The following is a 13733-nucleotide window of genomic DNA, read 5'->3' on the forward strand; positions in this document are numbered from 1 at the left end:
ACTAATCACTGCTGAACAATTTCCGTGAACAACGTAAAAAAGAAGGGTTACCTTTTACAGGGCAACCCTTCTTTTTATTCTTGCACAGCTACTTCTTCTTTTTCAAAGAGAATGCCAGTAATATGGACATTCACTTCAGCTGTTTCAAGTGCAGTCATATTAAAAATCGCTTGGCGAATTTGAGTTTGAACTTCCTTCGCCACTTTTGGGATTGTATAGCCGTATTTTACAGAGCAAAATACATCAATGGCAATCTCACCAGTTTCAGTAACACCCGATTTAATGCCTTTATTGTGAACTTTTTTACCGAAGCGTTCAACTACGCCCGTAGCAATATTACCGCGAGTTGCAGCGACCCCTTCTACCTCGTTCACTGCGATTCCAGCAACAACCTCGATTACTTCCGCTGCTACTTCAATTTTCCCAAGTTCTTCTTTACCAGAAGGCGTTGGTTGTACGAAAGATTGTCCTACTTTCTCTGCCATACAAATATCATCCTTTCCCTTACACATCACAAACAAATGCTGTACTTACGCTTATTATACTATAAAAAGGAAAGTTTGGCTTCGTAAAGACGCTTTAATTTATTTGGATCTAGTTTATGTCGATAAATTAAAGAAATTGGGTGATAAATAAAAAAAGTTAGGCGATAAATCCAAAGTTTTATTCGATAAATTAACGAAGTTTATCGATAAGGCGAAGATTATAAAGATTTCTTCGCCATTTTATTTGCGTTTCTTTTTAGAATAAATCACAAACCAGATAAAGTATAAGATTGTAACTAGTGATAAACCTAATGAAACATATCTACTTTGCTCATTAGGCAAAACAATAGTAAGGACAATAGTTAAAATAATTGCAGGTAGCATCGTACAAAACCAAACTCGTACTGCTTTATTTTTAAATGAAAGGTCAAAACCCTCCAGCAATTGAAGATAACTTTCATCGAGAAGCTCATGAGGCGATAGAATGTGTTGATATATACCCTCAATAGTCCATTGTCTCTATCCAGCCAATCGCATTTGATCTTAAACGATGAGAAACCCTTAAAGAGCAAGAATTATACGGATATTTAAGAATAGAATGATTTCATAACGCAATACTATCATCTTCTATTAAATAAAATAGTAAATAACAGTGATGTGTATTTGTTGCACCTCACACATTCATCCCGCACAACTTTCCAAATACGTCACAATCCGATATGCAAACAATGCAGGATATTCTAGATTTCAATTATTTTTTTACATTAATAGTTAGGAAATGCACATGACGCTGCATTAAAGCAGTCGGCCAATTTTTCATGGCTTCGGCAATGTGTCTTGTAGAGTGACTGTAAGCTTTTGGCACGGCATTAAAAAAAGATAGAGCGATTCACTCTATCTTCAAATTATTTTAACTACATTAAATTTTTAATCTTGTATTGTTACCAATATTCCATCTTCAAAATACAAATATTTCCCGTAATCTGAATACACCCATTGCTCTGACGTATGGTTAGAAGTAATCGTTCGGTTAATATCGTCAGGTTCACCCCAATTGGTATTGAGAACTTGCTCTTTTGTCATTCCTATGTAAATACGATTTGCTTCACGTTCTGCTTTAACGTTTGCATATCTTTCATGATTTTCAGCTTTTTCTTTTTTTATAGATGCTTCAAGTTCTTCTATATCTGTTGAAAATTTTTGATATATAAATGATTTAACTTCTTCACTTAAATCACCATTATCTAAAGGTAAAATTTCGTAATCATAGATACTAAACGTTTCCTCTCCTTCAAAATACCTTTGAACGGCAAGATTATAAAGTTCAATTGTTTTATCTGTTGGTTTGATTTCTAAATCAGGACTTTCAATAAACGACTCTTTATAATAGGGAATTACATCCCAGTAACTTTCTTCATCTATAAGCTTAATTATATGTTTTTCAATATTTTTAGCTTTTTCTTGACGCTTTTGGTCTTCAACTGATTTTTCTTCTGTTTGCTTTGTTTCATGTAATTTTCCATTTTCATTTAACTTTTTCGTAGTTTCTTGATTAGTACAACCGACAAGAGTTAATAAACATAATGTTGACATTAGGAACTTTTTGTACTGATTGCTCACTTTCACAACATTAATTTCTTTTTTCTGCATCTTGATTCCCCCAAAACTAATACTACAGTCTATAAAACCATTTTACTACACTTATGACTATATTAGTATATTTTTAATACAAAGCTAATTTTACAGACCATAGTACACGGTTTGTCAACTTAAGTACCATTGTCATTGATTTAAAAAGGAGACTTTTCTCTTGAATAAAATTGAATACCTTACATTCGGAACTGTAGTAAAGCGAGTTCGCAAAACCCTAAAGATTTCACAAGAAGACTTCGCTCATAGAAGTAGTATAGATAGAACCTTTGAGCGAAACATTAAGTAACCAACCATCACTACTTTTTTTATTAGCTCAGGCACTTGATATGAAGCCCTCTGAATTTGTTGGTTATAATTAAACGAACTACGGTGTAGCTACATATGCTCAAGCCCCACGAACACCCTAAACATGATTATCCCTTATAGTCGTTTCTATCGCTACCGTTGCTCATAGGTTTTGTATGTCATGTTCAACTGCAACACCACTATGATTAGTAGTGCATTAGCGACTTTGATTCCCTTCTTTCACCTCGGTTACATCCACTAAAATTTCCGGTGGTGCAATTAGCTCTGTGTCATCCTGTTGAAATGCTCCATTAAAGGTCGGAAGCTATATAATTACTGAAATGTTATTCAAATCAAATATGCCTGTTCTTTGCTTATTTTTAGCCATAAAAAAACCTCCTAACTAATAAAAGTTAGAAGGTAATAAAATTGCAAACTTTGATAGGTGTTCTATTCCCTATTCTATTCCCAAAAACCACGAAACCAATTACTTACTTGTCCCCAAAACATCATTCTCTTCTAGGAACTTCGTATTAAATTGTGCTGATTTGAAAACGTCATTGTTCATCAATGCTTGGTGGAATGGAATTGTTGTATTGATCCCAGGACCAGATACTTCGAATTCGCTAAGCGCACGATTCATTTTGGCAATCGCTTCTTCACGTGTATTGGCATGAACAATTAGTTTTGCAACCATAGAATCATAGTATGGTGGGATTGTATAACCAGCATAAACTGCAGAGTCAATACGTACACCGTAGCCACCTGGAGTTACATAAGTATCTACAGTACCAGCTGATGGCATGAAGTTTTTATAAGCATTTTCTGCGTTAATACGGCATTCAATCGCCCATCCATTTAATTGAATATCATCTTGAGTGAAAGGAAGTTTTTCACCAGATGCAATTTTTAATTGTTGTTGTACAAGATCAACACCAGAAATCATTTCAGTTACTGGGTGTTCTACTTGAATACGAGTATTCATTTCCATGAAGTAGAATTTATCTTCTCGATAGTCATAAATAAACTCGATTGTTCCAGCACCTTCATAGTTACAAGCTTGTGCAGCTTTAACGGCAGCCGCACCCATCTCAGCACGACGCTCTGAAGATAGCGCTGGAGACGGAGCTTCCTCTACTAATTTCTGCATACGACGTTGAACTGTACAGTCACGTTCACCTAAATGTACAACGTTACCATAGCCATCCGCTAATACTTGGATTTCACAGTGACGGAAGTACTCGATGAATTTTTCTAAATATACGCCAGGGTTACCGAATGCTGCAGCAGCCTCTTTTTGCGTAATTTCAATGCCTTTTACAAGGTCTTCTTCTGTACGTGCTACACGGATACCTTTACCGCCACCACCAGCAGTTGCTTTGATGATCACTGGGTACCCAATTTTAGCAGCCCATTCTTTACCTGTTTCGATATCTGGAACAATACCAGTACCTGGAACAAGCGGTACACCTGCTGCTTCCATTGTTGTACGTGCAACATCTTTAATACCCATAATTTTAATTGAATCTGATGAAGGTCCAATGAACTTAATACCTGCGTTTTCACAAGCTTCAGCGAAGTCAGCGTTTTCAGATACGAAACCGTAACCTGGATGGATACCGTCTGCACCTGTTTTTTCTGCTACGCTCAGTAAAGCTGGGAAGCTCAGATATGAATCTTTCGATAACTTTGGTCCGATGCAATATGCTTCGTCTGCTAATTTCACATGTAATGCGTCTGCGTCTGCTTCTGAATATACGGCAACAGATTGAATGCCTAACTCTTTACAAGCACGAATGATACGCACAGCGATTTCGCCGCGGTTTGCAATTAAAACTTTTTTCATAATGTGCACTCCTTACTCAGCTTTTACAAGGAATAACGGTTGTCCGTATTCTACTAATTCACCGTCTTTAACAAGTACTTCAACGATTTCCCCTTGAACTTCTGCTTCAATTTCGTTGAATAGTTTCATAGCTTCTACGATACATACGATTGTTTCATTACCAACTTTGTCCCCCATTTTAACGTAAGCTGGTGAATCTGGGTTTGGAGATTGATAAAAAGTACCGACCATCGGAGATACAATTTTATGTAACGATGGGTCGTTATTTACTGGTGCTGCAGCTGGTGCTTCTTCAGCTTTTGCTGGAGCAGCTGGTGCTACAGGAGCTGCTGCTGGTGCAGATTGTTGTACAACAGGTGCCGCTACTTCTTTTTTAGGTGCTACAGTTTCAGTAACAACAACACCATTCTTTTTTAATTTAACTTTTGCCCCATCTGCTTCATAAACGAACTCGTCAATTGAAGAAGAATCTACCAATTTAATGATTTCACGAATTTCTTGAATTTTGAACATTTTCCTAACTCTCCTTATGAAATAAAATCTACTACAAGCACTATTCTATATTTTTTTCGAACAATTTGAAATACTTTAATGCAAATTAAGTAAATATGAACAAAACAAAAGGCTTTCTTTTACTAAACGAAAGCCTTTTCATGATACTGATATATAACAATGATTTCAAATAAACAGAATATTAGTAGTTTTCTTGTTATTTTTAATTGCTACTATTTGCACTGAATTTTACTAGGACGTCATTTGCGCCTTCCATTTCTGTTCTCACTAAATAAATAATTTCATTCGCTTGAGCTTTTGATAGCTCCTCCGCCATAACAGTTACCTGTACTTTATCACCGTCTGCTCGTACAAATGCATCGGAATAACCTAAAGATTTAATAAGCATTTCTAACATTGCTTCAGAGGATTCTTGTTTTATAAGGCTATCCATCTCATTATAAGCTTTACTTTTATCTTCTGCTGAATAATCTTGTGAACCGATTTTTTGTTCTAATTGCGAACGAAGCTGGCTTCTTTCATCACTAACTTGCATGCGCATCTCTTCAAATAAATGGCTTGGAGAAGATACTTCCTTCGTCTCTCCATCTTTCGTTGCTTCTTGATCAGTCACACCTGTTACTGCAGTTTGCTGTAATGCGTCATCTGTGAAAATAGTTAGTCCATTAAATTGTTTTGCTGGATCAACCAAATAATACACTGAAATAACCGCTACTAGACTTAATAATGTCATAAACCAAACTGTTCTTCTACGTACGCGCATTTACTTTTCCTCCTTATTTTCCATTGGAACGATAATAATTCTATGAATCGGTAATTGCATTACTTGACTAACAACCGCACGAATTTCATTTTTAACAAAGATATCTGATGCTCCTTTTGAAACAATTAGTATCCCTGTTACTTCTTTCGTGCCTTGTTCAGTTCCTCGAAAATATTGACTGAAAAGTTGATTGTCATCCTTCTCATCTGTCATATCTCCGTAATAAAAATAGATTTTTACCTCCCCAACACCTTTCATAGCCTTCAATGTCTGTTCAAGTTTTTCTTCATTGGTTTTCGGTGATACTTGCCCATTCGTTGTATTCGTTTGATACATTGGTAAAATGATGAAAATTCCCACGGAGGCAGCGATCAGCATTAAGACTAAAAATGACGTTGTTTTTTTTGGTTTCTTTTCCACATCACTTGTACATTGCCTCCTTTCATCTCTTCTCTTTTTCAAGTGTATGTACGCTTGTTTCCTCCTATGAATTGATAAATGGAATCTTTAATAGCAATTGCAAAAATACTAACGTAATGACAAGCTTTGTAAGCGAAATTATTTCTTTATCGTCGGTTAGAAACACGAATATCTGACAGATAAAGAGAATTGCTAATAAAAGAATCAATTTATCTCCCTCCAGCCATAACTTGCACAAAAACGATGAGGAATAAACAAGAAAACATAAACGAAAAAGCAATTAGAAATGATACAGCACATAATGTAAATAGAGATTTGCTAACATGATCTAGAAGTTTACAAATATCATCAAAGGCGATTGGCTCTAAAATAGCAGCTAACATTTTCAACGAATAGGCAGCAACAACAAGCTGCACTGTAGGAATGAACGACACGGTAATAACCGCTATAAACGCAGTAATACTACTAATAGAAGAAGAAAATTGTGTCATATGCTGGAACATTGAAAAACTATCTACTATAAAGGAACCGACAACTGGAATATTTTCCTCTATTAATTTTTTCACAGGCTCTGCAACAGCTGCGTTGACACTAAAAGCCGCAACGCCACTCGCCGACATTAAAATGATGTAACAAATAACTGATGCAGAGACGATGCTCATAATGGTAAAACGAATCAATTCAGCAATTCTCGTAAACGAAATTTCTTTAACAATGACACTGCAAACATCAAAAACAATGGCAAGAAGAACTCCCGGAATAAGCCATTTACTACTAATAATCGTTAATACTTGTACAAAAAAAAGTAAAAAAGGCTGCCAAGAAGCAATCGCTGTAATGCTGCTTGATAAAAGGAAGCTTGAAGTAAGAATGGGATAAAATGCAGTAAAAATATGAGCAAGTCCCTTTGCAATTTCGTCTATTAATTTAAATGAATTCACAACGACCGGTCCTATTGTTGCAAGGACTATAAGAAAAAAAAGTATCCTTGTCCCTTTTTCAAATTCTGGTAAAATCATATTGATAATCAAAATAATAATGACGTAACCACATAAAATAAGCGTCATCTTCAGCAATAGAAAGAATGGATCCGTTAAAAACGAAAATATTTGCTCTAGCAATGTCTTCGCCCCTTAGTTTAGCCGTTGTAAAATGGCCGACACCTCCTGTAAAACAGCCAAAAACTCCTTAAACCAGTACAACAAAATAACAATTTTTACACCATCATAGACGATGTGCCCGAGTACTTTATAGTTTTGTTCTACCAGCAACATCGACACCCATTGCCCGATATAAAAAAGGCTAGCACTTACTACAATGGCTTTTGCATAAGGCAAAAAAGCTAATGTCTCAAGTAATTGTTTGATGAATGGCAATAAGAGTGTCGAAAACAACATACCGAAAAGCAAAAACGAAAACATTACACTAATTAGCGCATGGAGTGGCTGTATGACTTCTTTAATAAGCAATAATAAAAGCAGCATGACAACAGCAACGATGACAATTTCCATTTACCTAACCTGATGAGGTCAGCCATTGGAAGAATGTAAGGATCTCATTAAAAAATAGACGTAAAAATCGCAGTAATTCCGCTGTCATATATAAATAGGCAATGAAAAATAGGAAAAATGAAAATTCTTTCTTTCCTGTTTGATCAAAGAAGACATGAAGAAGCGCAACTACTAGTCCCACTCCCGCGACTCTTAATACGTCTTGTAATTCCATTTCATACGCCCCCTCGTGTACAGCAATATATGTCGCTACCACAAAAAAAAGACCTCCATACTTACGTATAGAGATCTTAGTATTTTTATGAAATTAATGACGCCTCGGCATCATCGCGTTCGGGATCGGCTTTGCTCAGCCCAAAGACCCCCTTCCCAATTGCGTAACAACCGCTGGGAGCTGAACTTCTTTCTGGATGTTAGACACCTTGATAAGTACTTACATTCGCTACCACCTATAGAGGAGGACGTTTTATAGCTGACGCTTCGCTTTTGTTAAGAAAACTCTTACTGAAAGAAGTTAAAGTAACTTTTCAATTATGCTTTTCACAGTACCTGGTTGTTTCACTAAATAGCTTTTTTCGCCCATCCACATCGATAAATAGTCGGCTTTACCCTGTTTTGCGCTTTCTTTACGAATAGTTGTAGTTAGATCATTTTGCAATGGATAAGGGGCTACAGTAGCATCCTTCATACGTTCGGTAAAACCATTTGCTAAGCCTCTCGCTGGTTTCCCAGAAAAAGCACGTGTAATCGTCGTTTGTTGTGCTTCCGATTGAAGCAAGGCATTTTTATAAAGAGGTGAAATTTCACACTCATCTGCTACAAGTAAAGCTGTACCAATTTGGACCGCTTGTGCACCCATCGCTAGTGCTTTGCTTACATCTTCCTTTGTAACAATGCCTCCAGCAGCAATAATCGGTATGGAAATTTGTCCTACCACTTGCTGCAGTAAATCATGCAAATCAATTAATTGCATAGGTTCAGTGAAGGAACCACGATGACCACCAGCTTCTCCACCTTGAAGAACAACCGCTTGCATCCCTGCTTGTTCTACACGCTTTGCTTCCTCTAGTGTAGTAGCTGTACCAATTACATAAACTTGGTTGTCCTTCAAACGATGAATGACATCTGCTGAAGGAATACCAAATGTAAAGGAACAAATGGCTACATTTTCATCAAGAACAGCTTGTACTTGTTCTTCAAATACTTCCTTGGACATGACACTTTGTACGGGTGATAGTCCAAGTTCATCATAAAACGGCTGTAAAGCCATTCGAGCTTTTTGAAGAACATCTATATCAATACGTGGTTCTTCTTGTACAAATAAATTAATCCCAAATGGCTTTTTCGTTAGCTTCTTAACTTCCTGAATAAAGCTTTTTGTTTGCTCACCATCTAAATAGCCCGCTCCAATCGAGCCTAAAACACCTTGTTCTGCACAGGCAGCCACAAATTTTGGCGTAGTTACACCAGCCATTGGCGCCTGTATTATTGGATATGGTATTTCAAAAGTTGTCTGTAGCATAGCATTCACTCCTTACTATTATTGTAAACAAATCTTCCAATTATGACCACATATTAAATAATAGAAACAAATTTTTCTATTATTAAAAAGGGAACTAGCTCTACTTTATATGTATATTAAAAAAACCTACCCTTTTAAAAAAAGAGTAGGTCGGATATTTTTATTCATTACCCACGAGAAACGTAAGAACCTTCTTCAGTATTGATTACTAACATGTCACCTTGGTTAACAAAGAATGGCACTTGTACAATAAGACCTGTTTCAAGAGTTGCAGGTTTTGTACCACCTGAAGCTGTATCACCTTTTATACCAGGCTCTGTTTCTGTTACTTCTAGTGTTACAGTGTTTGGTAATTCAACACCTAACATTTCACCTTGATATGATTGAATATGCACTTCCATATTTTCTTTTAGGAATTTTAATTCATATTCAATAGCAGCTGAAGAAAGTTCAGTTTGCTCATATGATTCTAAGTCCATGAAAACATGCTCGTCACCTTGTGCATAAAGGTATTGCATTTTACGGTTATCAATTTGTGCTTTTTCAACTTTCTCACCAGCACGGAAAGTTTTTTCATTTACTGAACCGTTACGTAGGTTACGTAATTTAGAACGTACGAACGCAGCACCTTTACCTGGTTTAACGTGTTGGAAATCTAACACGCGGTATAATTGGCCATCTACAACAATTGTTAGACCTGTACGGAAATCGTTTACTGAAATCATTTGTGTTCCTCCATAGTTTATAAAATAATAAGTTCTTTTGACGAATGAGTTAGCAGTTCATTACCTGTCTCTGTGATTAAAATATCGTCCTCGATACGAACACCACCGATTCCTGGCAAATACACTCCTGGTTCAATCGTTACGGCCATACCTGGCTCTAGAATCGCTTCTGAACGCATCGATAAGCCAGGGCCTTCATGTACTTCAAGACCAATACCATGCCCTAATGAATGACCAAATGCCTCGCCATAGCCCTTTTCTTTTAAGTAGTTACGTGCAATCGCATCTGCTTGAATCCCTGTTAAGCCAGGGCCAACCTTTTCAAGTGCTAAAAGCTGGGAAGCAAGGACTGCGTTGTACATATCCACTAATTTTTCAGATGGCTCGCCTACTGCAACAGTACGTGTAATATCCGAGATATAGCCATTGTAAAGTGCTCCATAGTCTAATGTGACAAAGTCGCCTTTTTCAATTACTTTATTCGTTGCTACACCATGTGGTAAAGCTGAGCGAAGACCAGACGCAACAATTGTATCAAATGAGGACTGAGTTGCTCCTTGTTTACGCATGAAAAATTCTAATTCATTCGAAACTTCAAGCTCTGTTTTACCCGGCTTGATGAAGTTTAAGATATGTGTAAATGCGTGATCAGCAATTTCACACGCAACCTTAATAATATTAATCTCTTGTTGCGTCTTAATCAAGCGAATTTTTTCAATTAGCCCAGAAATCGGTACTAAATCAGCTTGAATTTTATTTTTATATAGCTCATATGTGCCATAGCTAACAGTATCTTTCTCAAAGCCCAATAATTTGATACCCATATTTTTTACTTGCGTCGCAATTTCTTCAATGATTGTCGCCTCATGTTTGACAATGCGGAAATCCTGTATTTGCGCGGCTGCTTGCTCTGTGTAACGAAAATCCGTGATAAACACAGCATCATTTTGAGACACGATTGCTACGCCCGCTGTCCCTGTAAAACCAGTCATATAACGGCGGTTGTATCCGTTCGTAATTAAAATGCCATCGAGATTTTGTTCTTGAAGTGTCTTACGTAGCTTTTGCAATTTCAACATAATCAATTCTCCCTCTCAATAAATGTGCGTAGTGCCAGTTCATAGCCTTTCGTACCTAGTCCAGAGATTTGACCAAGGCATGCCGGAGCGAGATAAGAATGATGACGGAAAGCCTCACGTTTATGGATATTTGAAATATGTACTTCTATGACCGGCACAGAAATCCCTGCAATTGCATCATGTAAAGCTATGCTTGTATGGGTATATGCACCGGGATTAAAGATAATACCATCATATTTTTCGTCCTCCGCCTCATGTACCCAATCAACAAGTACCCCTTCATGATTAGATTGACGAAACTCGACAGTAGCACCTAAAGACGCCGCAAGATTCTGAACATTGTTTTTCACATCTTCCAATGTCTCATAACCATAAATATGGGGCTCTCTTTTACCTAGTCGATTTAAGTTAGGTCCATTCAAACATAATAACTTCACGCATATTCGCCTCTTTCTATGTACTTGCCATTATTTTATCATACAAGGAGCATACAGCAACTAATTTCCTTTTTGTGCTGTATGCTCCTTCTGATGAAAATTTGCAGTTTCAAGCAAGAAACGTAATAGACAAATAACAATGACTATAAAAGGAATCGATAATTTTTTAAAGGAAGAAGATTGTAAAGGCAAATCAAGAACAATCCATTCTAATGTGATTGACACAATAAGGCCGAGCAAAAAAGAAGAAAGCACAGCTGGGATAATATAAACATATCTCAACGTAATGTATAATATAAACCCAATCATGAATAAGACTAAAATGAAAAAGCTCCATTGAAATAGTTTTGAACTGTCTTCGAATAAATCCCACTTCTTATAAAAACCTATTGGATTCCATTTAATAAGATGAAAGTAATGAAGCCCCTTTAAACACAATGCTAAAACAAGCGCACCGACTAGCGATGTTATACTAGCTACTCTCAAGTAAAATCCTCCTAACTTGTACTACGAGTTAATTTTTAACCGTTAATCATTTCCTAAACTGTACGATTAGTGTATCCATATAGAAATTTTACTATGCGTAACTCTAGAGGTTTTTCACTAAATTTAGTACAATGGTACAGTTGAAATATATAAAGAGAGTGGTGTTAGCCTTGAGCAATTCACCTGTATACGGGGGACAAGCACAATTAGAGGGTGTAATGTTCGGAGGAAAGGAACATACGATTACTGCCATTCGCCGTAACGATGATTCCATCGATTATTATCATTTTAAAAAAATTCAAAACCCTATTTTACAAAAGCTTAAAAAAATTCCATTGATACGAGGCGTTGTAGCGCTGATTGAATCAGCTGGTTTAGGCTCTCGTCATATGCAATTTTCTGGGGACCGTTACGACGTTACACCTGGCGAAGAAGAAGAGCATAAAGAGGAAGGCTCAAAACTGCAAATGATTTTAGGGGTTGCAGTTGTAGGTATCCTTTCCTTTTTATTTGGTAAATTTGCCTTTACTTTAATTCCAGTATTTATTGCGGATTTTTTCTCTAAATGGATTGAAGGCAAAACTGGCCAAATTTTACTTGAAAGTGGCATAAAGCTACTTTTACTACTTACCTATTTATATTTTATATCTTTAACACCACTTATTAAACGCGTATTCCAATATCATGGTGCAGAACATAAAGTAATTAACTGCTATGAAGCTGGTATGGAAATAACAGTGGAAAATGTGCAAGCACAATCACGCTTACACTATCGTTGCGGTAGTAGTTTTATGCTGTTTACTGTGTTTGTTGGCATGTTTTTATATTTCTTCGTGCCAACTGATCCACTTTGGTTACGAATTGTGGACCGCATTCTATTAATTCCAGTTGTTCTTGGGATTTCATTTGAAGTACTTCAAGCTACAAATGCGTGCCGTAATATTCCCGTGTTACGCTTCCTTGGCTATCCAGGCTTATGGCTACAATTACTGACAACACGTGAGCCGAAAGACGACCAAGTAGAAGTAGCCATCGCATCATTCAATATGCTACTTCAAGTTGAGCAACAACCAGAAATCGCAGCTACTTTGAATCATGATTAACAAATCAATTATGCCTCGGCATAATTCCGTGACAACCGCTGAAAGAAGTTAAAAGGCAAGTCCAACAGATATTTTTCGTTGGACTTGCCCTTTTATGTTAGAGATTCGTTATTAAAATGGCTGTACAGAAATTATTTGTTGCTTTGCCTTCTCGTACTCTGCCTCCAATATGATGAGTATTTCACGAACAGACTCTCGTTTGTCAATATTGGTGATGCCATGTCCGGCTGACCAAATATCTCGCCACGCTTTGATATTAACAAGATGTGTTATATCAACATCTTCTCTTAGTTTCAATGTCGCTGGATCAACCCCCCTCCTTTAATAAGGATGGAATTAACACATTGACATGGACACCGCTAAAAGCATCGGTATATAAAATATCTGAAGTGCCACTTCCAATTACCATGTTTTTGTACCCCTCAGGTGCATCTCCTTCATCACAAGCTAAAAATCGAGTTCCCATATAGGCATAGTCTGCTCCCATTATTTGAGCAGCTAGTACGTCTACACCGCTAGAGATGGAGCCTGATAAAATGATCGTTCCCGTAAAGAATTTCTTAACCGCAGATACAAAGCCAAATGGATACAGTTGCCCGCCATGGCCGCCAGCACCTGCGCAAACAAGAATTAGTCCGTCTACACCTGTTGCAGCAGATTTTTCTGCATGCTTGACGTTCGCAACATCTGCATAGACCTTTCCACCATAGCCGTGTACAATGTCCAAAACTCTCTTTGGATTACCAAGCGAAGTAATGACAATCGGTGGCTGAAATTGTTCAATTAACTGTAAATCTTCTTCAAAACGTGTATTCGCCACAGGATGACATATAAAGTTAACTGCCCATTGCTCAGTTGGTAGCGCCTTTTTTATTTCTTCAAGCCACTCTGCAGTAGAGGCTTAA

At 37.0% G+C, this 13733-nt stretch carries 17 protein-coding genes; 1 reads left to right on the forward strand and 16 read right to left on the reverse strand.

All coding sequences use genetic code 11. The features are described 5' to 3' along the window. Window positions 1–74: 74 nt before the first annotated feature. From ABE34_RS05805 to ABE34_RS05870, 14 genes are all read right to left on the reverse strand, one after another. Complete coding sequence (locus ABE34_RS05805; RefSeq protein ID WP_079561806.1) at window positions 75–485, reverse strand: Asp23/Gls24 family envelope stress response protein; 411 nt, start codon at window positions 483–485, stop codon at window positions 75–77. A gap of 927 nt (window positions 486–1412) precedes the next feature. Further along, complete coding sequence (locus tag ABE34_RS05810; protein WP_197141073.1) at window positions 1413–2135, reverse strand: hypothetical protein; 723 nt, start codon at window positions 2133–2135, stop codon at window positions 1413–1415. 775 nt (window positions 2136–2910) lie between these two features. Beyond that, window positions 2911–4269: an acetyl-CoA carboxylase biotin carboxylase subunit gene (gene accC / locus ABE34_RS05815; RefSeq protein ID WP_197141074.1), complete on the reverse strand. Its 1359-nt coding sequence runs from the start codon at window positions 4267–4269 to the stop codon at window positions 2911–2913. A 12-nt stretch (window positions 4270–4281) separates the two neighbouring features. Further along, complete coding sequence (accB, locus tag ABE34_RS05820) at window positions 4282–4782, reverse strand: acetyl-CoA carboxylase biotin carboxyl carrier protein (protein WP_197141075.1); 501 nt, start codon at window positions 4780–4782, stop codon at window positions 4282–4284. Between the two features lie 202 nt (window positions 4783–4984). Then, entirely contained in the window at window positions 4985–5545 is a 561-nt protein-coding gene (locus ABE34_RS05825) for a SpoIIIAH-like family protein (protein WP_197141076.1), read from the reverse strand. Beyond that, window positions 5546–6007: a hypothetical protein gene (locus ABE34_RS05830; RefSeq protein ID WP_241747197.1), complete on the reverse strand. Its 462-nt coding sequence runs from the start codon at window positions 6005–6007 to the stop codon at window positions 5546–5548. A gap of 167 nt (window positions 6008–6174) precedes the next feature. After that, window positions 6175–7086, reverse strand: coding sequence for a stage III sporulation protein AE (locus tag ABE34_RS05835; RefSeq protein WP_197141078.1), 912 nt, complete (start codon window positions 7084–7086; stop codon window positions 6175–6177). A 12-nt stretch (window positions 7087–7098) separates the two neighbouring features. Continuing rightward, window positions 7099–7476 carry a hypothetical protein gene (locus ABE34_RS05840; protein ID WP_079561815.1) on the reverse strand — a complete coding sequence of 126 codons (378 nt, stop codon included), beginning with the start codon at window positions 7474–7476 and terminating at the stop codon, window positions 7099–7101. Window positions 7477–7480: 4 nt separating this feature from the next. Beyond that, window positions 7481–7690: a hypothetical protein gene (locus ABE34_RS05845; protein ID WP_012295089.1), complete on the reverse strand. Its 210-nt coding sequence runs from the start codon at window positions 7688–7690 to the stop codon at window positions 7481–7483. 300 nt (window positions 7691–7990) lie between these two features. Continuing rightward, the gene (locus ABE34_RS05850) at window positions 7991–8998 is read right to left on the reverse strand and encodes an NAD(P)H-dependent flavin oxidoreductase (RefSeq protein ID WP_197141079.1); all 1008 of its coding nucleotides are present in this window, start codon (window positions 8996–8998) and stop codon (window positions 7991–7993) included. 167 nt (window positions 8999–9165) lie between these two features. Then, entirely contained in the window at window positions 9166–9723 is a 558-nt protein-coding gene (gene efp / locus ABE34_RS05855; protein WP_197141081.1) for an elongation factor P, read from the reverse strand. Window positions 9724–9740: 17 nt separating this feature from the next. Beyond that, window positions 9741–10802: a M24 family metallopeptidase gene (locus tag ABE34_RS05860; protein ID WP_197141082.1), complete on the reverse strand. Its 1062-nt coding sequence runs from the start codon at window positions 10800–10802 to the stop codon at window positions 9741–9743. 2 nt (window positions 10803–10804) lie between these two features. Next, window positions 10805–11239 carry a type II 3-dehydroquinate dehydratase gene (gene aroQ, locus ABE34_RS05865; RefSeq protein ID WP_053483682.1) on the reverse strand — a complete coding sequence of 145 codons (435 nt, stop codon included), beginning with the start codon at window positions 11237–11239 and terminating at the stop codon, window positions 10805–10807. A gap of 60 nt (window positions 11240–11299) precedes the next feature. After that, window positions 11300–11725 carry a hypothetical protein gene (locus ABE34_RS05870; RefSeq protein WP_197141083.1) on the reverse strand — a complete coding sequence of 142 codons (426 nt, stop codon included), beginning with the start codon at window positions 11723–11725 and terminating at the stop codon, window positions 11300–11302. Between the two features lie 131 nt (window positions 11726–11856). Here ABE34_RS05870 and ABE34_RS05875 point away from each other — a divergent pair, with 131 nt between their 5' ends. Then, entirely contained in the window at window positions 11857–12828 is a 972-nt protein-coding gene (locus ABE34_RS05875) for a DUF1385 domain-containing protein (RefSeq protein ID WP_197141084.1), read from the forward strand. A 111-nt stretch (window positions 12829–12939) separates the two neighbouring features. On the opposite strand, the gene ABE34_RS24985 is transcribed toward ABE34_RS05875, so the two are convergent. After that, window positions 12940–13125: a hypothetical protein gene (locus ABE34_RS24985; RefSeq protein WP_241747195.1), complete on the reverse strand. Its 186-nt coding sequence runs from the start codon at window positions 13123–13125 to the stop codon at window positions 12940–12942. A gap of 10 nt (window positions 13126–13135) precedes the next feature. Next, the gene (locus ABE34_RS05880; RefSeq protein WP_346655530.1) at window positions 13136–13702 is read right to left on the reverse strand and encodes an NAD(P)H-dependent flavin oxidoreductase; all 567 of its coding nucleotides are present in this window, start codon (window positions 13700–13702) and stop codon (window positions 13136–13138) included. Between the last annotated feature and the right edge of the window lie 31 nt (window positions 13703–13733).

This window comes from Lysinibacillus sphaericus, from assembly GCF_015844675.1.
Classification (GTDB): Bacteria; Bacillota; Bacilli; order Bacillales_A; family Planococcaceae; genus Lysinibacillus; species Lysinibacillus sphaericus_E.

Coding starts and splice junctions, on each gene's coding strand:
- accC (WP_197141074.1), bottom strand. CDS start 4,269: ATGAAAAAAGTTTTAATTGCAAACCGCGGCGAAATCGCTGTGCGTATC.
- ABE34_RS05860 (WP_197141082.1), bottom strand. CDS start 10,802: ATGTTGAAATTGCAAAAGCTACGTAAGACACTTCAAGAACAAAATCTC.
- ABE34_RS05875 (WP_197141084.1), top strand. CDS start 11,857: ATGGTACAGTTGAAATATATAAAGAGAGTGGTGTTAGCCTTGAGCAAT.
- accB (WP_197141075.1), bottom strand. CDS start 4,782: ATGTTCAAAATTCAAGAAATTCGTGAAATCATTAAATTGGTAGATTCT.
- ABE34_RS05805 (WP_079561806.1), bottom strand. CDS start 485: ATGGCAGAGAAAGTAGGACAATCTTTCGTACAACCAACGCCTTCTGGT.
- ABE34_RS05810 (WP_197141073.1), bottom strand. CDS start 2,135: ATGCAGAAAAAAGAAATTAATGTTGTGAAAGTGAGCAATCAGTACAAA.
- ABE34_RS05845 (WP_012295089.1), bottom strand. CDS start 7,690: ATGGAATTACAAGACGTATTAAGAGTCGCGGGAGTGGGACTAGTAGTT.
- ABE34_RS05850 (WP_197141079.1), bottom strand. CDS start 8,998: ATGCTACAGACAACTTTTGAAATACCATATCCAATAATACAGGCGCCA.
- ABE34_RS05840 (WP_079561815.1), bottom strand. CDS start 7,476: ATGGAAATTGTCATCGTTGCTGTTGTCATGCTGCTTTTATTATTGCTT.
- efp (WP_197141081.1), bottom strand. CDS start 9,723: ATGATTTCAGTAAACGATTTCCGTACAGGTCTAACAATTGTTGTAGAT.
- ABE34_RS05825 (WP_197141076.1), bottom strand. CDS start 5,545: ATGCGCGTACGTAGAAGAACAGTTTGGTTTATGACATTATTAAGTCTA.